Below are 21,716 nucleotides of genomic sequence, written 5' to 3'. Positions count from 1 at the left end.
TAGAGCCATTTTAAATGTCTTAAAAAGTTGGCAACCTTGAATAATCCGTGACAAAATGAGATACTAGAACAGTGTCTCTCTACAATCATCTACAATCAGACTCATCCCATCCAAAACGATTCTATTCACACTATCACATTTGACTCCTACACACTATGTCTAAATTAATCAAACGCTTAGACATTTCTGCTCATCCTCGCCTAGAAAAATCTTTAGGCTACAATGCAGAAAATCGCTGGGTTGCTTGGCGTTGGGAACCGGATCTTGAACAACCCTTTTATACCGATGGTCAAACCACAGGAACTTCTAATAGTTTAGCTTGGCAAGTGTTTCTCGAACATCCCCAAGTCAGCTATGATTTACACAACTACCAATTAGCCGAAGTTGATCGGTATTGGTTGTTATTGGATCGCAAAACTCGCAATCTGTATGTGGGTGAGGGTAAAATTATTCAAGGTTTATTAGATCAGCCCGAAGGTTTAGGGTTGCTAGCTTCTTTGGATGGAAACAGTAATCCTTTCGGTAATACTCGCTACACCCTCGGAAAACTGACTCATTTCAATCCCCTTCGTAGTTGGCTAAGACTCATTCCAATTGGTTTGGGTGCGGCTTTAATTGCAGGAGTTGGAATTGCCAATTGGTCTTCTTTATTATCTCCTAGAGAGGAACAAAAACAAGCCATTCAACCGATACCTGTAACTCCCATTTCTCCGACTGCGAGTTGTGGGGTGGGAGGTTCACAGGATTTTTCAGCTTTTGTAACTTCTGCTTCTGGGGATAAAGAACTGCATTTGGTGGGAGTGTATGAATCTCACTCTGATCATAGCGGTAATAATCATCCGACTGGAGAAGCCCAGGTGAGAGTCACCCGTCAAGGTAAACCGATTATTTTGGCGTTGTCATCCTACGAACCTGTTAACTGGAATATACAGGTAGAACCCGGTGTTGAGATTGAGAAAATTATTGTCAATGGATACCATGATCAAAAAGTGACGGGTATTTCTGGAATTCCTATTGAGGAGTATAGTCACGAAGGAACTGAAAAATTCTTAGGAGATTTTGTTTATAGCTGGAATTCCGCAGATAACAAAGGAACTCCGGCTTTAGTGACTCAACTCAATCAACTCACCGGAACTCAATTAACTTCCTTTCAAGGATGCTATCGGGGAACTCAGTTTGTCATCCAGTAAAAGCTTAAGAAATCATTGCATTCTGCTTGAAATTTAAGGTTGATAGTAGGATAAGTGAAAGCAAGAGGTTTAGATTCTCCTCTGCTCTCTTGTACCCTGCCTTCTCTAGCAGATAGGGTGAGTGTGTTAACTACCCTATCTGGTTTCCCTGTCAGACCCAGTTAGGCAGTTGAGTCTTTACAAAGTAATCAGTTTTGGAACGTTTGAAGTCAATGTTAAAGTGATAATTTCACAAGAACAGTCGCTATGCAGGAAGTTACAATTTTTAACTTTATTGTTGACTGTTAACGGTTTGTTTTTGTTCAACACCAAACCCTGCTAAAACAACTGTTTCTAGGGGTTGATTTTCTAAAGGACGCTGGTAGTTTAAGATTTTCCGAATGCGTAACTGAGGATTAATCAAGGTGATCGAATCAACAGAAACCACACGACTATACTGAGTCGTCATTAACAGCTCTCGGGTGTGAACATTGTACCGAAAATGAGCAATCATGGGTTTAGCTTCTTCATAGGCTTTATCTCGAAGATAATCCCCTTCAATGTAGGGAAGTTCAACCTTTTGAGGAACAAACAGAATATTCAACTGCTGGGATACCTTGTCACCTTTCTCTGAAACCGTCTCAAAAGCCAGTCGATATCCCGGTAACTCCTCTAAGTTATGTTCAGTAGAACATTGGTTATCCGCTAGCACTTGAGATTTAATCTCCGAGTTGATTGGATAGATCACAAACTCAGTATGTGAGCGTTCAACCTCCTGATGAGTCAAGTAGTGATAGGTGCGTTCGGTTGTCCAAGTTCCCACACAATGGTCAAAAAATTCTTGAAATTGAGCAATAGACATAACAATTTGCTGCTCCTGGCTTGAAACACTTGTTAACATTTTTTTATCAAAAATCGATCGCCGAATTAAAATCTAAACTAAATTCTTAATATTGACTGATCCTTGTGATTGACCTGGAATGTTTCCCTTATAGCGTTGGCCATGCTGATGAGGGGATTTGTCTGATGCTACGAATGGGGCCTCATCGAATCTTACTCGACTGTGGCATACAGGATATTTCACCCTTATTAGCAACGAGTAAACGCTCCCAGCCTGCTGATTTTGTGTTCTGTACCCATGCTCATGCCGATCATGCCATTGGTTTACTCGCACTCCATCAAGCCTATCCTCAACTGCCGATTTACGCCAGTGAAGTCACGGCTCAACTCCTGCCTTTAAATTGGCCAGAAATTTCCCCGCAGGAGATGCCACAATTTTGTCAGCCTTTATCTTGGCAATCTGAGATTCAACTCCAAAAGGGACTCTCTGCTACCTTATTTCCGGCTGGCCATTTACCCGGTGCAGCAGCGATTTTACTGAAATATCATGCTCCCGAACGAACCTATAAATTGCTCTACACGGGTGATTTTTTCCTGTCCAATTCTCGACTCGTAGAAGGATTACCCCTCGGAGAGTTACGGAGTCTCAAACCGGATGTTTTGATTTTAGAAGGGTCTTACGGAACCGCCCGTCATCCCCATCGACGCCAGCTTGAAAACCAGTTAGCAGAGCGTATTGAACAGGCTTTAACGTCTGGATATTCAATCTTGTTTCCGACTCCCCCCCTGGGCTTAGGACAAGAGTTGTTGATGTTGCTTCGCAGCCATCACTATTTTACAGGTCGTGATATTGATATTTGGGTTGATCACCAAGTCTCTCAAGGCTGTGATATTTATCTAGAACTTCTGCCCTATTTTCCAACCAGTGTGCAGAATTTTGCCCAACATCAACCCTTGTTTTGGGATGAACGTATTCGTCCCCGAGTTCGACGCCTAACATCGCAACAAAGTCCAACTTTGAGTGAGTCTCCCTGTGTGGTCATTGCCGAACGCGAAACCTGGGGACAACAATATGTTGATTATCAACGCGAATCTTGGGTTTTATTTTGGCCAGAAAGACCCGGAAAGGCTTTAAAGATTCCGCCAGAACTTGAGTCTCAGTTTCAGCGAGTGGAAACTTATTTCCTCTCAGAACATAGTGATGGGGCAGGTATCACGCAACTAATTCATAATGTGCGTCCCCAACACGTTATTTTTGTGCATGGCTCTCCCTTATATCTGGCAGACTTGACGAACCTTGATGAGTTACGCAACCGCTATCAACTTCACTATCCTTCTACGGGGACATTAGTAGAATTGCCTGTGGGTGAAATGTTTATACAGCCTGCTTTACCCGAAACCCATTATGAGGCGGAAGTCGCTGAGTTAGCCACAGAAATTAATATTGTGGTTTCTCAATCAATTACCACCGATCCGCGCTGGCAGAGCTTTGCCGATACCGGAATGGTGGAAGTGCGTTGGCAAGGTGAGGAATTGGTATTGCGGGGCGTCTCACAACGAGAATTACTCAATCAAGGGAGTGATCCGATTTTTCCCTCTCAATTAGAATGTTGCGGAAACTGCCTCTATTATCGCGGCCAACGTTGTACAAATCCCGCTTCGGCTTTTTTCAACTTTAAAGTGACACCAGATGGTTGCTGTCCGGTATTTGAAGCCAGTCAAGAGTTTGAAGATCGTGATTAGTTAGTGAGCGATGACGAAAGTACAGGGCGATGGAAAAGAGCGAGAGTTGATGGAACTCAGCAAGAAATCATTAGTCATGATCATCTACTCGGGTTTGCTGTTCACCATCGCTGCATCGCATCGCTGATTATTCTGGATTAGAGTCAGAAGAAGGATTACGAATTTGTTCGGCTTCTGGACAATCTTCTGCAATTTGAGGATCAAAATATCCTCTCGATACCGAGGCTAACTGCTGACTGACAGCACCAATACTTTCTAGACGCACCATTTCTTCCCAAGAAGAGATTTCGTCATCTTCCTCTATTTCATAACGCAGGGTGACTAGATCTCCCTCTATGTCGAGAATACGGGCTTTCTCTATCCAGCGTTGCTGATCCCGCAAGAAGATAGAAACTTCACGACCGTCACAACAAAGTTGATAGATCTTGCGATGGAGCATTTTAAACTTATCCTGAGAAGTGCGCTAACTTTTGTCTATCTCTAAGTGACGTACTCCCAACAGCGATGCAAACACAAGCTGCTGGCTTCTCCCACCTGCTGCATCTTAAACGATCTCTGTTACCAAAGTGCAGGATTCGAGCATTTTATAGTGAGGACACGCCCAGCCCCACTTACGATACATAAATTTTACCTGATCACTGGGCAAAATGCACGGATTCATCCGAATAGATGGGGAGATCTGGACTTATAGCTGAGATCGAAAACTTTAGAAGTGATTCTAGAATTCCCTGGTATAATCAGGGGTTGAACAAGGGAGGATGTCAAAAAGCAGAGTTCTGATGGATGACAAACAGAAAATTCAAGGCATTTTTAATCGCATCGCTCCCGTCTATGATCAGATGAATGATGAGTTCAGTTGGGGAGGCCATCGCATCTGGAAAAAGATGGCTCTCCATTGGAGTCAGGCGCAACCCGGACAAACGGGCTTAGACTTATGTTGTGGGAGTGGAGATCTCGCCTTATTGCTCGCTCAACGGATCAAAACTCAAGGTCAGGTGTTTGGTGTAGATTTTTCTGCTGAACAACTCGCGATCGCTCAAAGTCGGAAGAAACCTTTTACTTTTCCACTTGCCCCGATCTCTTGGATAGAAGCAGATGCCCTGCATCTCCCCTTCGCAGATCATACCTTTGATTGTGCAACCATGGGCTATGGTTTGCGAAATGTTATTGATATTCCCCTCAGTCTACAAGAACTCTATCGGGTTCTCAAACCGGGTGCAACCGCAGCGATTCTAGATATGAACCGTCCGAGTGATTTAGGCTTGAGAAGGTTCCAGCAGTGGTACTTAAATACAGTGGTGGTGCCGACTGCTCAACGGTTTGGTTTTAGGGAAGAATATGCTTATATTAACCCGAGTCTTGAGCAATTTCCCGTCGGTCGTCAACAAGTCGCTCTAGCTAAGACTGCCGGCTTCCGACAAGCCACCCATTATCCGATCGCAGGCGGTATGATGGGAGTATTGGTGGTTACAAAAACAGTGAATAGTCAGCAGTAATCCGTTAGTTGTATCAGTGTTATGAAGCAGGTAACTGATCGCTGATAACTCAATATGGCAAACTCGTTTGAATTTTGGATTTTAATTGCTCCGCCAATTTTAGGTGGAATTATCGGCTATTTCACGAATGATTTAGCCATAAAAATGTTATTTCGTCCTTATCGCCCCATCCAAGTGGGTGGACGTACACTTCCTTTTACACCCGGTTTAATTCCCCGCAACCAGGAACGCTTATCTAAACGAGTTTCAGATACAATTATGAGTTCTCTCCTCACACCAGAGGAGTTACAAAATTTAGCCCGTCGCTTGTTAAAACTCGAACGAATTCAAGCGACGATTAATTGGCTACTCCGGTTAGCTTTAGATCAAGTTCAAGCTGATACCCAACAAAAAACAGCTAAAATTTTAGCCGGGGTTTTACGTGATTTACTTGGAGAATCTTTACCTCGAATACTGAAAATTTGGGCGAGACGGGAAGATTTTCTCGAACTTCAACTCAATCAAATTTTTGATCAAGTTTTACTGGAATTTCAGTTAACAGATAAACAAGCTCGTCAGCTTTCGGACTGGTTAGTAGAAGTTGTCATTCCCCCAGAAGTCATCCGACAGGCTTTAATAGATTTTCTCACTGATCGCAATATTTCTATTATTGATGAAGGTTTTCGAGAACGCTCAAGTGGTACTTATTGGGTTGTTGCCAATTTATTTGGTCTGCGAAATAGCTTAACACGCTTACGAACTTTTTGTTTAGATGAAAGAGAAGAAACAAATAGACGATTAGCAGAATTAATTATTGCTTTGGGAATGCGACAACGGCTGCAAGAATGGTTGCAAAATTTATCCCTGCAAAATTTACCTGTTTCTACAGTCCGTCAACTTCGCAAAACTACGAGAGATTCAGTTCGTCATTATTTGCAAGAACGAGGAATTGATATTATTCAAGGTTTAAGTCAATCGATAGATTGGGAAAATGTTTCTACTTTGATTTTAAAGCGACTGCAAACTTCACCTGTCGTTAGCAATTCTTTAGAGTTAGTCAGTCAAGAATTAGCTTTGGTTTTAGAACGTTATCTCGAACGAGATTTAGAAAAGATTGTCGCTCAGGTGATTCCGATTTTAAATATTGATCAGGTGATTATTGATCGCGTTATGGCGACTTCTCCCCAAGAATTAGAAGTGGCGGTGAATGGCATTGTTAAAAATGAGTTACAAGCCATTGTTAATTTAGGAGGGGTGTTAGGGGTGGTTATTGGTTGTCTGCAAACGATACTACTCTTAGTTCGCTAAACTGTTTAACGGATAGGGAGATTGGGAGATTTTGCTTTCTGAGTTGGGATGCAGTTCTCGACAGAGAATAGTAAAATATACCGAGCAACTCTTCGCAAAATTTATGTCCAACCCTAACTCAAATCGTCAGTCTCCTAAAAGTCAACTCTCACCCGAAAAGTACGCCCGTCTCAAAGCCGAACTTAAGACTCCCTATCGAGGGCTACGGCAATTTATTTATGTCGGATTTGGGGCTTCTGGCTTTATTGGGGCTTTAGTCTTTTTAGCCCAAGTCTTAGCAGGGCGAGAAGTTGCTTCTGCGTTACCAAACTTAGCCCTTCAAGTCGGCGTTGTCGCTTTGATGGTTTGGCTGTTTCGCCTGGAAAACCGAGCGAGCCGTCGTTCCTCCCAGTCCAAGTAACATAACTTCACAATTGTAGATAAAGATATATAAGCCTTAAAGAAAAGAAAATAAAGAAAATATTACGAAATAAGAGATCCCCTGCGATCGCTGCAAAAATATAGAGACAATCTTAAGTGGGGTCAACCCTTATAAAGACCCTAACCATAAATCCCTTTTATCGTTCAAATGGGGTCAGCTTTAATAAAGACCCTAACTATAACAAGTTAAACAAAGCACCAGCTTTCCCACTCAGGAAGGTTGGTGCCTTTTAGCAGTAAACAGTAAACAGTGATCAGTTACCAGTGACCCATGTTTTCAGGGAAAGTTAGGGATTACTCACGAGGTAAGGAGAATCAATCGCTTGGGCTTTTCCAGCATTAACCAGGGCTTGGTAAACAAACGCCGCAATATCAGCACGAGTCGCGACTTGATTGGGATTTAACTGATTTTGTTGAGGATAATTAACAATCAGTTGCTTTTGAGTCGCTCCGGCAACCGCTTGTAACGCCCAGTTGGGAATCTCATTAAAATCTTGATAGACCGACAACACATTAGTATTCTCAGAAGTATAACCCAAACCCTTCGCTAACCCGACAATCCCCTGAATCCGAGTTAACTGTTCGTTAGGTTTAAACTGACCATCTGGATATCCCGAGAGAAAACCCGCCCGATAAGCCGTTTGAATGGCATTGTATCCCCAAAAATTTTGAGACACATCACTAAAATTAGCCGCAGGTTGTTGAGGCGCAGGTGAAAATGCTTTTTGTACGACTGTCGCAAATTGTACCCGAGTAATCGGTTCATCGGGACGGAATGAACCATCATCAAATCCTGACATAATCCCTTGAGTCACTAAAGCCTCAATATAAGGTTGCGCCCAATGACCCCGCAAATCAGATAAAGTACCGACATTGAGATCAACATTCGGTGCATTGACAGACGCCGCCACAAACTCCACCGCCCCGGAAATGCGACTTTGATCAATTTCATTGCCCACCGCAAACAGGGTATTTCCGCGAGTGGCGTTGTAAACATCGTAGCGGCCATTGTTGCGAATAATATTATTTCCCGGATTTTCAGAAGTCCCTAAATTGGGTTGAGATTGAGCGATCGCCACGACTCCATCTCGGCTATTATTTTCAATGAGATTATTACGCAGTATCGGTTGAGCGGCATGGGAAACAACTATCCCATCTCGATTTTCAATAATCTGATTTTCCAGAACTTGAGGTGCGGCTTGATCATTAATAGAAATGGCAAATCCAGTATTTTGAAATAAGTTACTGCGAATTTCTCCTTGACCGGAACGAGCAACAGAAATACCATTTCCTTCATTTTGAATAAAGATATTATTCTCAACTTTAGGATTTCCTTCTGCGCTAATAAAAATACCATCCCGTTTGCTATTGACAAAAGTTGAACTGGTAATTGTGGGTGTAGAGGATTCAACCCAGAGAGCAGTACCGCGTGTATTCGGGTTGGTGACAGTGATGCCGCTAATTTGGCTGTTTCCCTCGCTTCTCAGTGTTATATTTTGACGAGCAAAAGTAGGACTGACAAAGTTTCCGCCTCCGGTGATCACCACATTTTGACCATTATTAGAAGCATCTCCAACCAATACAACACCATCAGGAACAGAAAGGGGGAAAATTTCTCCGGTTTGTCGGCTATAGGTTCCTGGTGCAAGTTGAACCGTCACGCCCGATGTTGCTTTTTGTAAGGCCGAAGTAATGGTACGGAAGGGATTGGCTTGATTTCCCGAGGTGTCGCTATCGACTCCATTAACGGGATCAACATAAATGATTTGGGCTTGAACAAGTTGTTGGGGTTGGGGAGTTTGTGAAAATCTTCCTCGGAAAGCCGGAGAGGGTTGAGCGTTTGTCGGAGTTGGGGTGCCGACAGAAGCCGTAACTCCTAAAATCAGGGTTAAAGTCAATTGACGAATTCTTTCACCATAAAAGACAAACGGTGAGGGCCTTTTTGTAAAAACTTGTAAGGGAAAACAGGGTTTAGTCATAGAATTTTTTAGGGGGTCATTCATAGCTCAAAGTGAGGAACAGTCGGTGATTGAGGATGGTCGATTGAACTTAGGGTCTGAAAACAGATCAAATCATCTCGCAGATATTCCTATCGATCCAACTGTGAGAATTTTAACGAATTTAACACTTAAGCTAGAACGAGTTTGATCAATACCTGTTTTCTCTCAAAATGAGAGTCCAGAAAATACTTCATCCGCCTCCCATTACCCCCGAACGATCTATAGTGACTCGCGGACACACTCACTCAATAACGGGCTGATTTATCCAGTTTCTCTAGAATTCTAAGTTTTGTGGGATGAGTTGGGAACATTTAATGCACAACGAGCGTCACCGTAAATGGTATGGTGACACGTAGCTTTTATAATTTGGTGTTTCTCTAGTTGATTTGTCCTTGCCCCTGTTTCCAGACCGGATCAGTAATCAGATAGTTCCAATGCTAGACTCGGGGAATTCCATCATTGGGGAGTACAAGCGTCTCCTCTGATTTTCTCCAGACGACTGCTTTAGGGGTAAAGGCGTTTTAGGTGAGGAGGTAACTAAGGCTGAGTTTGTACAGGATCGTCAGTACGTCTGGAATCCAGTAATTTTTCAGTTGATGCCAAAACCTATTGCATTTTCTCAAGCAATTCTGATATTCTGATACAGAATTTTTAGAAATTGACTTGTTGATAACTAAGCCTTACTCTAGTGAGAAAAATAAAGTGTCCCATAATGAAAACTTAAAGTCAAGTTGCTAAAACATCCCAGTTATCACTTAAAACTCATAATATTTTGATACACTGGGTCTTCTGTTATTTTTCCATGTAAGCCAGACCGGATTTGGCTTAGACTAAACGAAAGATCTGGTAAATTTGTACCTCAATAGCAGAAAGAATCTGCCAGATACACGACTCCTATTGTAGAATCCCATTGTTGAAATTCAAATGTACAACTCTCGCGTGGAGGAGATATGTCAGATATTGGTGGAAGTGCGGGTTTAGAGGTAATCGGTGGCGGTATTGGAGGAGGAAACCTTGTCCTGGGTGAACAAGCCGCAGGTGACAATAGAATCCAACCGACCCTCACCGGTGTTACAGAAATCCGTGGACAAGGGGGGAGCGATGTTATTGTTCCCGGAGCTAATAATCCTGATGCGACTATTTTTGGTCTGAGTGGTAATGATTCCATATTCGGCGGTACCGGAGCCAACGAAATCTTTGGTAACGAAGGCAGTGATACCACCTATGGTCTAGCCGGAGACGATGCTCTTTACGGGGGTCAAGGAGAGGACTATCTGTTCGGTGGGGCTGATAATGACCGACTCCAAGGGGATGATGGTAATGACACCCTAGCCGGAGGCAGTGGTACTGATAGTCTGTTTGGGGGTGAGGGCAATGATTCACTGCAAGGGGGCGACGGTGATGATGTCCTCTACGGAAACCAAGGCAATGACCTACTTCAAGGGGATGCTGGAAGTGACACCATGTTTGGGGGTCAAGGCAATGATACCCTCCAAGGTGGAGATGGTGGCGACTCTCTGTTAGGAGATAAGGGTAATGACCGCTTAAATGGTGGTGCAGGAACAGATACCTATGCCTTTAACTTTGCAGGCGGAAGTGATGCAGATACCATTGTTGCTTTTGAGAGTGGAGAAACCATTGCTTTAGGTGGGGATGTGTTCGATGCCCTCGGTGGAGATGTCGAAGCTGCTGAGTTTACTTTGGTAGGAACGGATGCTGAAAGAGCGGCAGCAGAGACACCTTTGGTCTATGTCCAAGAAACAGGTGAACTGTACTTTGATGGACAGCTAGTTGCAACCATCTTAAATAACCCCGAACTCAATTCTGGAGATTTCGAGGTATTCTAAGAGGTGATCTCTTTTGGGTAGGGCAATACTGGCTTCAGTTTGCCTTGCCTTCTTTGGGATGAACTTGAGACCCGTCGGCCAGAACAATTTGGTGACTTAAAACGATTTGAGAATCACAGACAACTCGTTGACCTAGCCCCAAAAGTAAACCGTTAGGATGATAGACTCTAAAAATTGAGGGAGTGCTATTTTCAGATTCACAGACTATTCGTTGTCCCTGACACCAGCGTTTAGCCTTTTCAGCCGAAGAAAGTGTAATGGCTTCTAAGTGTTTCAAAGCGATAGACGCAGGAATCAGTTGAAAAGTGTCTTGTTTGATTTGAGATTCTAACGTTTCGATGGTTAAACTGTTTGTTAAATCAAAGCCGCTACTGTGAGTCCGAACTAAATGTGCTAAGGTTCCTCCAGTGTTGAGCATTTCGCCTAAATCTCGGGCAATTGAGCGAATATAAGTCCCCGCCCCACAAGTAATTGCTAATTCTAATTCAGGAAACTCCCCACAATTCCAGCCTAAAACTTCTAAATTAAAAACTTCAACAGTGCGTTTGGGAACCTCTACAACTTTTCCTTGACGGGCTAAATCATACAACCGTTTTCCTTCAACTTGAATGGCACTATAGCGAGGGGGAATCTGTTCAATTTTACCTAAAAAACGGGGTAAAATCGCTTGAATTTGTTCTAATTTTAATTCGGTAATTTTATGAGTGGTGAGAGTTTCGCCTTCTAAATCATCTGTTGTGGTGGTCATGCCAAAACGAATCTTTGCTCGATAAGCCTTTTGAGTGGGCAAAAATTGCAGCAAACGAGTTGCTTTTCCGACAGCCAGAGGTAATACCCCAAGTGCCGCCGGATCGAGTGTCCCTGCGTGTCCGACCCGTTTTAACTTCAAAAAACGACGGACTTTAGCCACACAATCATGAGAAGTCCAACCCGCAGGTTTATTGAGATTGATAAAGCCCTGCATATTTCAACGAATAAAGGCAAAAACGTTTATTGATTTTAACAACTTATTCACTCAACGTGCGGAAATCACCCGATGAAAGATCATTTTCACTGACACCAACAACAAACCCAATAAACAAATCATTAGTATTACTATCGGTATCAATCCGAATCAAGGCTCCACTTTGTCCGCCAACTGTAGTATCTTCTATTTCCAAATCTCCAAACCGTAGACCATCTATGAGGAGAATCTCATCATCATCGTCGGTAAAGTCAAGAATAAAATCAGTCTGGCTCGCAATCGAAGTTGCTCCATTCTCACCGATCACAAAAGAGTCTTCTCCCTCACCTCCAAATAAAGTATCACTGCCTACATCACCCGAAAGATAGTCATCTCCATCAAAACCAATCAGACTATCGTTATCTCGACCGCCGTAGAGACAGTCATCATCTATACCGCCAATGATCGTATCATTACTAAGATTACCAAAGAGCAACTTGACATCATCACGTTGTTGATCATCACCCGGTTCACCACCATAGATTGAATCCCCTCCCTGACCTCCATAGATCGTATCATCCCCTTCTCCACCAATCAGAGTATCCTGTCCTTGATTTCCAAACAGGAGATCATTTCCGTCATCTCCTCGGAGAGAATCATCACTATCACCGCTATCATCAGGGCCACGTCCATAAATCGTATCGCGTCCTCCCGTACCATAAATACTATCGGGGCCAACATTACCCAGTAGCAAGTCTGCACCTGCTGTTCCTCGAAGTGTATCCCCATCGGGATCATCAATCCGTCGAGCGTCATCAAAGTCAATTTCGGGGCTTGGTGAGGGTTCTCCTGGGCTTGGTGAGGGTTCTCCGGGCGTGGGTGCGGGTGTGGGTGTGGGTTCCGGTATGAGAACGCGGGGAATTCCTGAATCACTAGGGACTACACCGACTGATGTCATAATCGTAAAAAAGTTGTGTAAGGTTAAATTGCACGCTCAATCAACAGCAGATCTGATTGATATTCTATCAACTCACGAATCTGTTGTTGCTGTCAGTATAGACGGTTGCTAAACCCCCGATGAATAAGATTATTTTCTGTGATTTTGATGGTACGATTACCGCTCAAGAAACTTTTGTGGCAATGCTCAAACAGTTTACCCCCCAAATCTCAGCGGAGATTATGCCAAAATTGTACAATCGAGAGTTAACCCTTCGTCAAGGGGTGCGACAGATGTTGGAGTCGATTCCTTCGGTGCGATATCAAGAGGTGATTGAATTTTCTCATGATCAGCACATTCGCCCAGGATTGGTGGAGTTGATTGATTTTCTCGATGATCAAGCGGTTCCTCTGGTTGTGGTTTCCGGTGGAATTCGGGTGATGGTTGAAACAGTATTAGGAGAGTTAGTGAATCGTGTCGCAGCAATTTATGCGGTTGATATCGCGACTCAGGGTGAGTATTGGCAGGTGCATTCTGAGTTTGAAAGTGGCACTGAATTAGTTGCCAAAGTTAAGATTATGGATTTGTATGAACATGAGGAAAAAGTCGCGATTGGGGATTCAGTCACCGACTTAAATATGGCTTTAAGTGCGCCGCTGGTGTTTGCTCGCGATCGCCTGGCTCAATACCTCGACGAACAGCAAAAGCCTTATATTGTTTGGAATGATTTTTGGGAAGTTCGTGATTATTTAGCTCGACACTGGAATCTTTAGTTTTGGTTTAGTATTCCTAATTTCTGAATTTATTATGTCTAAATTTACTCGAATATTATCTCTAGATGGTGGTGGAATGCGGGGCTTAATTCCTGCTCAGGTTTTGATTTATGTCGAACATAAAATTCAAGAAAAAACGGGGAATCCCCAGGCTAAACTGGCTGAATACTTTGATTTGATCGCCGGAAGTAGTGCCGGAGGAATTTTAACTAGCTTATATTTATGCCCTGATCCCAACTCCCCCAATAAACCCTTACTTTCTGCCGAGGAAGTCTTACAGTTTTATTATCAAAAGTCTAATCAAATTTTTGCGAAATCTTTTTTACATAGTTTACTAAACTTTGGAGGGTTTTTAAATGAAAAGTATTCTCACTATAGTTTTGAAAAGCTCTTAAAAACTTTTTTTGGAGATTTAAGATTAAGTCAACTTTTAAAACCTAGCTTAATTACGGCTTATGAAATTGAACAACGTAAAACCCATTTTTTTACTCAACATGATGCCCGAGTTGACTCTCGATATGATTTTTTAGTTCGAGATGTAGTTCGGGCGACAACTGCGGCACCCACATTCTTTGAAGTTGCTCAATTTAGATCGTTAAAAAACGAAGTTTATACCTGTGTTGATGGGGGTGTTTTTGCGAATAATCCCGCTCTTTGTGCTTATGCAGAAGCCCGTCACAAATTTAACCGTTATTTTAATTTAGACGAACGCTATGAAAGTGGCCCTACGGCTGAAGCAATGGTGATTCTTTCTCTGGGAACTGGAGATGTTAAACGAACTTATCCTTACAATAAAGCTAAAAATTGGGGTAAAATTGAATGGTTAATTCCTTTATTTGATATCATTATGACCGGAGTTTCTGAGACGGTAGATTATCAGATGAAGCAAATTTATGATGCCATAGAAAAACATAGTCAATATTTACGAATTAGTCCAATTTTGAAGGATGAAGATATCTTTCCTATTGATGATACTTCTGATAAAAATCTTCGGGCGATCATTGAATTAGGTCAAGAACAAACTGAAAAATATAAAAATCGTCTGGATGATTTTATCGATTTATTGTTGATATAAACTTTAAATAGGGTGAAGATTCTGGAACAATTAAACTCTCGAATAGCGTCATAGATCACTAGATAGCAGACCTTAAAAAACAATGTTTAAAGATGCTCGAAATGCTCAAATTTTGTTTCTTTCTATCTTTTTAGGGTTAGGGGTAATGACCCGAGACTGGACAATTAAACCGGAATTAATAATTACGGTAATTTTTACTTGTTTGTTAACCCAGGGAATCATGATGAGGTTACAACAATTAAATTCTCAATCTCGTCTAATCAGTAATCTCGATCAACCCAGTCTATATTCATGGAAAAGTGCTTTAATTACGGCTTTAGGGTTATGCTTGTTACTCCGGGCTAATAGTTATACAACAATGATCTTAGCTGGAGTTTTGGCGATCGCCAGTAAGTTTATTTTACATCATCGAGGGAAACATTTTTTCAACCCGGCTAACTTTGGGATTATTGCGGCTTTAACCCTCACCTCTGATGCTTGGGTTTCTCCTGGACAGTGGGGAACTGAAAGTTGGTATTTCCTATTCTTCTTAGGACTGGGTGGAATGATTTTAAAACAAGTCGGACGATGGGAAACCTCAGCTACCTTTTTAACCACCTACGCCGGACTCGAAGCCGTTCGTTCTCTTTATTTAGGATGGAGTTTTGATGTCTATACTCATCAGCTAATGAGTGGAAGTTTGCTTTTATTTGCCCTATTTATGTTAACCGATCCTCGTTCAATTCCCAATGCTTCTCAAAGCCGGATTGTTTGGGCGGTTATGATTGCCAGTCTAACATTTATTTTACAGCATCTATTCTTTTTGTCAACAGCTTTATTTTGGGCATTATTTATCCTCTCTCCCCTCACTCTTATTTTCGATGAGATTTGGTCAGCCCCTCGGTTTATTTGGCTGAATACTCGCTTAACCCGGTCTTCTGTGTAACCTATTTTCCTCTTTTTTCACCATGAACAAGATTTATAAAATTTTGATTTTATGCCTTTTAATTTTAGCCGTTATTACTCCATTTGCGCCTTATGCTTGGGCATTTTGTGGATTTTATGTCGCCAAAGCCGATAGCCGTTTATACAACGAAGCTTCTCAAGTGATTCTCGCTAGAGATGGATATCGAACTGTATTAACAATGGCAAATGACTACAAAGGTGAAGTCAAAGATTTTGCTTTAGTCGTTCCCGTTCCCGTTGTTTTAACTGAAGATCAGGTGCGAATTGGAGAACCCAAAATTATTGAACGAATTGATGCGTTTAGTGCGCCTCGACTGGTCGAATATTTTGATGAAAATCCTTGTACTTATTATCCTAGAGGAACCCGAGGCGGTGGAGATATATTCCTAGAATCAGCGCCGGAACCAGAAGCCCAAAGTGATAAAACCTTGGGTGTTACGATTGAATCTCGCTTTACAGTCGGAGAATATGATATTATTATTTTGAGTGCCAAAGAATCAGATGGATTAGAAACGTGGCTGATTCAAAATGGGTATCAAATCCCTCAAGGTGCGAGTCAACTTTTACAACCTTATATTCGGCAAAATTTAAAGTTTTTTGTTGCTAAAGTTAATTTAACTGAATTTGATCGGGTGGGTTTTCAATCGTTACGTCCGTTGATGATGGCTTATGAATCACCTAGATTTATGTTACCTATTCGCTTAGGAATGATCAACGCCACCGGAGAACAAGATTTAATTGTTTATTTGCTATCTCCTCAAGGTCAAACCGAAATTACCAATTATCGCACCGTCAAAATTCCTTCTAATATTGATGTTCCTGAGTTTATTCAAAATAAGTTTGCTGACTTTTATCAAGCCATGTTTCAAACTGCCTACAAACGAGAACAAAAAAGAGTTGCGTTTTTAGAATATGCTTGGAATATGCAAGGTTGTGATCCTTGTGCGGCTGACCCTTTAACTCCTGAAGAATTGAAACAAGCAGGTGTATTTTGGTTAAACCCCGGACAACCAACAAATGTATTTATTAGTCGCGTTCATGTGCGGTATACTCGGGAAACTTTCCCCGAAGATTTACAGTTTCAAGCAACCGGAAATCAAGAACTTTTTCAAGGACGTTATGTGATTAATCATCCCTACAAAGGTGAAATCACTTGTGATCTCGCTGAAGCCTATCAAGAATCTGTTCAAGAACGACAAGAACAAGAAATTAAAAATTTAGCCCGGTTAACCAATTGGGATATTAACGAAATTCGCACTCAAGCTAATTTACCCCCCGTTAAAGAAGAACCTTGGTGGCGACGGTTATGGAATTAACTCATCTGCGGTAACCACCCGATCTCGTCCTTGGGTTTTGGCTTTGTAAAGGGCTGCATCTGCGGTTTGAATCACAACTTCTCCCGTTAACCCTTGCTCGGGGAAACAAGCCACTCCAATTGAGACGGTAATTTGATCTAACTCCTGGCTACCTTTTTTAAGTTTCAATTTTTTGACCCCTTCACGAATTTTTTCCCCTCGGTTTTGGGTATCTTTTAAGTTGACTTCTGGAAGAATCAAAATTAATTCTTCTCCTCCGTAGCGACAAGCAATATCGCCCCCTCGAACTTGACTTTGTAAAAACTGACCTATCACCTTTAAAACACTATCTCCCGCATCGTGACCATAGGTATCATTAAATCGCTTAAAATGATCAACATCAATCATTAAAATCCCAATCGGATGCTGTTTACGAGTCGCTCGATTAATTTCCCGTTCGAGAGATTCTTCCATATAGCGACGGTTAAAAAGTTCAGTGAGGGGATCTCGAATACTTTGATGTCTCAGGTTTTCTCGGAGTTTTAAATTGGCTAATGCTAACCCAATCGAACGGGCAATCATTGTCCCGAGTTGTTGTTGGTTTTCGTTGAAATTTTGAACTTCTAAAAAACTCAAATAGAGTATTCCCAAGGCTTCTCCTTGCGCCATCATCGGAATACACCAATGAGAAAGAGCATGAGAATGTTCTACGTGTTGACAGGGTAAACCAATGTCTGTTTCATCTGATAAATAGGGTTGACCTTGACGTAAACTCAAACATTCATGGGGTGCAAATACGATTTTACTGGTTAGAGTTTCTCCCCAATTCGCAATCGCTTCTACCCAGGTGCGAGAATTATTAATCCAATAAATCCCGCCGGAACTTTCAGGAAAGAGTAACGGAACTGTTTTAGAAACAACTTGGGTTGCTTCTTCTGTGCTTAAACAAGCCTGTAATAAATCATTCATGCGGTTGAGTAAAGTTCTTTCTTTATTGCGTTGTTCGAGTGTATTGACCCAAGCAATTCGTTCTTGTGCTTGTTGTTCTAAATTATCATACGTTTGTTGTAATGCTTGTTCAGTCCGATGACGTTCTTCAACTTCTTTTTGAAGGTCTTGGTTTGCCATTTCAAATTTTTTTGCCCGACGATTTAAAATTTGCGCCTGACGAATTACCAAACCCATCAAAAGGGCGATTAACCCTCCACTTCCGAGTACAATGATAGGTAAATGAGTTTGTTCTAAAGCGAGAAGTTCTTCGGTTGGATAAACCCGCACTCGCCAATTGACGCTATCGAGGTTCACGTCTGCTTCTTTCATAAATGTTGTTAGACTGCGTTTTTGCGGATCTAAATATTCATAAATCTTGTGATCACCATCCCAAATCTCTACTGCATATCCCTGGAGGATTTCTTCGCTCACTAATATTTCAAATAATTGGTTAACTGGAGAAGCCGTCATAATAAATCCATCAAATCTGCGATATTTACGATCTTCTCTACTTGTTTGTGCTTGTTCTAACGAAGTTTTTTCTAGTCTTGCAAAAAGGGGAATTATGACCACAATATCTGTATTTTTTGAGGCGTTAAAGCTAGGGATTTGTTGGATAACAAGATGACGTTGTGTATAAGCTTTGTTTAAGATATCTTTGTAGGATTGTTTGATTGAGGCGTTGTTATCATAGATTGATTCTAGACTTAGATCCGGTTCAATCCAACGCAATTGATAGTCGGAGTCAACCCAAGCGATCGCCTTATAAGCCCCAAAATGCAAAGTGTAAAGAATAGCATCTCTCTCCCACTCTTGCTGAATCGGACGTCCTGAGTGTTCCCAGCGTCCTGCCATGCGAATTAAAGCTAAAATACGTTCCTCTAACTGATTACTAATTTGGTTAGCAACGCTGGTTGCTTCTAAGTCGGTTTTGCGTTCAATTTGTTTCTTTTGTTGTAAGGCTAGGGCTTGCCACAGCAACACAGAAAGACTAAAAATACTAATTACAGTCAGTGCAGGTAAATATCGTAAGAATTGGCGTGAAATCGGTTCAACTCTCATCTTTGGAGTCGAGACAATGAATTTTTGGATTGTGGAAGACAGCCGCATTCGTTGTTTTGGATTTAAGATCATCGCTATGGCAAGAGTAAGAACTTAAGTATAAATTTAAACTGAATAGAGCTTTCGAGTTTGCGACATGAATTTTAACAAATATTTATAACTCTAAATTTTTTTGTCTAAGTATTTATTTTGATCAATTTGATCGAGAGGCTTCTATCTAGTGTTACGCCTCACGACCTGTTATAAATAGAATGAATCTCTTAGTATAATCCAATATTACAACAACGATGGAAATTCAGCCCACCTATGACAGTTTGCCTTTTTATTGGCAGAAAGAAACCCTAAAAAGCGATCACCGTTGGTTAGAGTCAATTGTTCGCAATGCAGCACCGTTTTCTGACTGGTGGACAAAAGCCCGTATTGTACAGCTTGCTTATATTCAACCTCCAGGGGTAAAAACCCAAGCTATTTATGGTTTACCAACCTATGGATCTTATCAACGAGAACAGGCAATTGCAGAAGCTTTGCGTTCAACTTGTGATCCAAACGAATACCCCGAATTTGCCAAACAAGTCGATGAAGATTATGTAATTCTGACTCTTAATAGTTGGTACAATAAACAGTTTACCCAAGCAGTTAGTCGCAACTTTGAAGTTTATGCCAATCGACAATATTCTAACATATTTTTAGTGGTAAGTACAGCCCCAACTTCCTTAAATGTGGCTCGAAAATTACCGCCAATGGAGCAATTTCGTCCGTTGTTTAATATTGCTGAATTTGGAATTATCCTGCGATCGCAAAGTTTTAACCGCATTACACTGAGAACCCATGGTTACGCAACGACCGCCGAACAATTTTATAACTCTTTTGAGAGAGAAGCCGAATCATTATGTTTAAAAGGGCCGATTAATTATATTGGAACGTTAGAAGATAAAAGTGCTTATATTGGCTACAATTGGCCGGGAGAACAGCCATTTTTAACCCCAAGTCTTTGGATAGATGCACGGTACAATTGGGGGATTTTCTTTAAGTTTTTATTGACCATTGCAGTGTTAGCTTGGTTAGCCGGAACGGTACTTTATATTCTCAGTGCATTAGCCATTGTTCCCCTCTTACAAATTTTAGGATTAGACACCATTTTAGATCCGATTTGGGCTTGGTTTAATTTCTCTAAAATTGGTTCATTAATTAAACAATGGCAAGCGGTAACTTTTGTCGTCTTTGTTTTGTGGTTACTGTTGATGCAAATTTTGCGATTAGTTGTCTATCAACGCGATCGCTATCGAGCCATTCATTACGGCGCACCCGACTTAGCAGAGTTCTTTTGGCGTTTAGATAAAGTATTGGGAGAAAATCCTTATATTAGTATGCCTTTTGACCCTAATACTGAAGCTAAAATTCCCGCTTTTACCTCTTTAAATGTTAATTTTATTGGGCATAGTATGGGAGCTTTAGTATTAGTAAATGTTTTAAGAATATTATCCGATAAATTTGGCAAAGACGAACGAATTGACGAAGAAAAAAGTCAGATGGGAGATTATCTGATTGTGAATAAACTAATTTTATCATCTCCCGACATTCCCCTAGAATTCCTACGAGAAGGACGCAACAACTATGTCCGTTCTGCCATTCAACGCTGTCAAGATATCTACTTATTCTCAAGTGATCGAGATATCGTTCTCCGATACCTTTCCTTATTAGCCAATTGGTTTACAGAACCCAGTTTGGAAATGTCAGGATTACGATTAGGAAACGTTTATCTCCAACCTGTTAAAGCCTTTCAAAATCAGACAGAATATCGTCCTTATATTCGAGTGATGATCACATCGCAATCTGCCGTAGAACCGACTTCTGCCTATGACTTATTTGAGAAATTTAATTATCTCGACTGTTCTTTAATGAAAGGGATTAATCGTGTCAATTTTAAGTTAAATAGGTGGAATGGTTTGATCATTGACGCTATTAATATTATCTTCTTCTTTTCCGGAAAAATCGATGTTCATGGCGGTTATCATCAGGTTGAAACCCCAAGTTTTGATATCTTGAAATGCTTAATTACCCGAGAGGATTTTTCTCACACCGAAACAATAGGTGAAATTAATCGCTTAATAGCAGATACACCCATTCGCTTCTGGCCTTGTCAGCCGTTTATAAATCGGGAAACCCACTCAAACTGATTAGGGTTTCAAAATCCAGTTGTGACCAATATTTTCACCCTCGGAATTAATCTGTACCCATCGATTTTCATAGACAGTCAATACTGGAAAATTGGCTGATTTATCTTTTTGAGGGGGTTTGGGGGAGCTATGACCGAAACCGTACCTTTACTCAGGTTGGTGTTGGGACGGGGCGTATAAACTGCGCGGGAAACCCACGCAGACAGCCCCTCATCCATGGACTCCCCCAGTTAAGTTTAGGACTCAATGTCCGTAAACTTAACATTTAGTGCTGTACTATTATCCAGTAAATCTACTATAATACGAGGATGCTGACACTTACTCATCGTTACCGAATCTATCCAGATGCCGCTCAAGAGCAACAGATCATTGAGTGGATGGAGACTTGTCGCAGTGCATTTAACTATGCGTTGCGAGAGATTAAAGATTGGTGTAACAGTCTTCTGTGCTTGGTCGATAGATGCTCTCTTGAAAGGGAATATATCCTCCCTGCTGAGAGCAAGTTTCCCGGTGAAATTCAACAGCTCAACAACTTGCCGAAAGCGAAGAAAGAATTTCCCGAATTGGGCAAAGTTCCTTCTCAAGTTCTTCAACAAACTATTAAGCAGTTGCATAGAAGTTGGGAATATTTCCAGAACAGAGGATTTGGTTTTCCACGCTTCAAGAAGTACGGACAATTCAAGTCGTTACTTTTTCCTCAATTCAAGGAGAATCCAG

General features: G+C 41.5%; 18 protein-coding genes. 12 read left to right on the top strand and 6 right to left on the bottom strand.

Going from position 1 to position 21,716, the window contains the following annotated elements:
• Positions 1-155 precede the first annotated feature (155 nt).
• Positions 156-1,190, top strand: a complete 1,035-nt coding sequence (locus M595_RS15405) for a hypothetical protein (RefSeq protein ID WP_023067248.1) — start codon at positions 156-158, stop codon at positions 1,188-1,190.
• A 271-nt stretch (positions 1,191-1,461) separates the two neighbouring features.
• Here the strand turns inward: M595_RS15405 and M595_RS15400 are convergent, their stop codons facing one another.
• A complete protein-coding gene (locus M595_RS15400; protein WP_023067254.1) occupies positions 1,462-2,031 on the bottom strand; it encodes a phycobiliprotein lyase in 570 nt (189 codons plus the stop codon).
• A gap of 164 nt (positions 2,032-2,195) precedes the next feature.
• Between M595_RS15400 and M595_RS15395 the strand changes: the two genes are divergently transcribed.
• Entirely contained in the window at positions 2,196-3,752 is a 1,557-nt protein-coding gene (locus M595_RS15395) for an MBL fold metallo-hydrolase (RefSeq protein WP_023067250.1), read from the top strand.
• A gap of 127 nt (positions 3,753-3,879) precedes the next feature.
• Here M595_RS15395 and M595_RS15390 read toward each other — a convergent pair whose 3' ends face one another.
• Entirely contained in the window at positions 3,880-4,191 is a 312-nt protein-coding gene (locus M595_RS15390; RefSeq protein ID WP_009788026.1) for a DUF6679 family protein, read from the bottom strand.
• A gap of 340 nt (positions 4,192-4,531) precedes the next feature.
• Here M595_RS15390 and ubiE point away from each other — a divergent pair, with 340 nt between their 5' ends.
• From ubiE to M595_RS15375, 3 genes are all read left to right on the top strand, one after another.
• On the top strand, positions 4,532-5,248 hold the full coding sequence (ubiE, locus tag M595_RS15385) for a bifunctional demethylmenaquinone methyltransferase/2-methoxy-6-polyprenyl-1,4-benzoquinol methylase UbiE (protein ID WP_023067234.1): 717 nt from the start codon (positions 4,532-4,534) through the stop codon (positions 5,246-5,248).
• 54 nt (positions 5,249-5,302) lie between these two features.
• Complete coding sequence (locus M595_RS15380; RefSeq protein ID WP_023067268.1) at positions 5,303-6,535, top strand: DUF445 domain-containing protein; 1,233 nt, start codon at positions 5,303-5,305, stop codon at positions 6,533-6,535.
• A 103-nt stretch (positions 6,536-6,638) separates the two neighbouring features.
• Entirely contained in the window at positions 6,639-6,935 is a 297-nt protein-coding gene (locus tag M595_RS15375) for a DUF3493 domain-containing protein (RefSeq protein WP_023067272.1), read from the top strand.
• Between the two features lie 307 nt (positions 6,936-7,242).
• Here the strand turns inward: M595_RS15375 and M595_RS15370 are convergent, their stop codons facing one another.
• Complete coding sequence (locus tag M595_RS15370) at positions 7,243-8,934, bottom strand: DUF1565 domain-containing protein (RefSeq protein WP_238987083.1); 1,692 nt, start codon at positions 8,932-8,934, stop codon at positions 7,243-7,245.
• A gap of 971 nt (positions 8,935-9,905) precedes the next feature.
• Here M595_RS15370 and M595_RS15365 point away from each other — a divergent pair.
• Complete coding sequence (locus tag M595_RS15365; protein WP_023067278.1) at positions 9,906-10,802, top strand: calcium-binding protein; 897 nt, start codon at positions 9,906-9,908, stop codon at positions 10,800-10,802.
• A 34-nt stretch (positions 10,803-10,836) separates the two neighbouring features.
• Here the strand turns inward: M595_RS15365 and truB are convergent, their stop codons facing one another.
• Entirely contained in the window at positions 10,837-11,766 is a 930-nt protein-coding gene (truB, locus tag M595_RS15360; RefSeq protein WP_023067265.1) for a tRNA pseudouridine(55) synthase TruB, read from the bottom strand.
• Between the two features lie 43 nt (positions 11,767-11,809).
• Positions 11,810-12,703, bottom strand: coding sequence for a calcium-binding protein (locus tag M595_RS15355; protein WP_023067252.1), 894 nt, complete (start codon positions 12,701-12,703; stop codon positions 11,810-11,812).
• Positions 12,704-12,822: 119 nt separating this feature from the next.
• Between M595_RS15355 and M595_RS15350 the strand changes: the two genes are divergently transcribed.
• The 4 genes from M595_RS15350 (at position 12,823) to M595_RS15335 (ending at position 16,791) form a co-directional block, all read left to right on the top strand.
• On the top strand, positions 12,823-13,455 hold the full coding sequence (locus tag M595_RS15350; protein ID WP_023067244.1) for an HAD-IB family phosphatase: 633 nt from the start codon (positions 12,823-12,825) through the stop codon (positions 13,453-13,455).
• 34 nt (positions 13,456-13,489) lie between these two features.
• Positions 13,490-14,530 (top strand): patatin-like phospholipase family protein, encoded by a 1,041-nt coding sequence (locus M595_RS15345; protein WP_023067271.1) that lies wholly within the window; start codon positions 13,490-13,492, stop codon positions 14,528-14,530.
• A gap of 82 nt (positions 14,531-14,612) precedes the next feature.
• A complete protein-coding gene (locus M595_RS15340; protein WP_023067280.1) occupies positions 14,613-15,455 on the top strand; it encodes an RnfABCDGE type electron transport complex subunit D in 843 nt (280 codons plus the stop codon).
• 22 nt (positions 15,456-15,477) lie between these two features.
• The gene (locus M595_RS15335; protein WP_023067249.1) at positions 15,478-16,791 is read left to right on the top strand and encodes a DUF2330 domain-containing protein; all 1,314 of its coding nucleotides are present in this window, start codon (positions 15,478-15,480) and stop codon (positions 16,789-16,791) included.
• Here M595_RS15335 and M595_RS15330 read toward each other — a convergent pair.
• Positions 16,780-18,894 carry a diguanylate cyclase gene (locus M595_RS15330; protein ID WP_052001788.1) on the bottom strand — a complete coding sequence of 705 codons (2,115 nt, stop codon included), beginning with the start codon at positions 18,892-18,894 and terminating at the stop codon, positions 16,780-16,782. The genes M595_RS15335 and M595_RS15330 overlap by 12 nt on opposite strands.
• Before the next feature lie 215 nt (positions 18,895-19,109).
• Between M595_RS15330 and M595_RS15325 the strand changes: the two genes are divergently transcribed.
• Together M595_RS15325 and M595_RS15320 are read left to right on the top strand one after the other, a co-directional pair.
• Positions 19,110-20,999 (top strand): alpha/beta hydrolase, encoded by a 1,890-nt coding sequence (locus tag M595_RS15325; protein ID WP_023067281.1) that lies wholly within the window; start codon positions 19,110-19,112, stop codon positions 20,997-20,999.
• Between the two features lie 308 nt (positions 21,000-21,307).
• Positions 21,308-21,716: helix-turn-helix domain-containing protein (locus M595_RS15320; protein WP_040484176.1), on the top strand; the 409-nt coding region annotated here is incomplete at its 3' end.

Origin of the sequence: Lyngbya aestuarii BL J, from assembly GCF_000478195.2 — a bacterium.
Taxonomy (GTDB): domain Bacteria; phylum Cyanobacteriota; class Cyanobacteriia; order Cyanobacteriales; family Microcoleaceae; genus Capilliphycus; species Capilliphycus aestuarii.
Note: the sequence above shows the minus strand (reverse complement) of the source record. Positions and strands in the feature narration are given on the sequence as shown.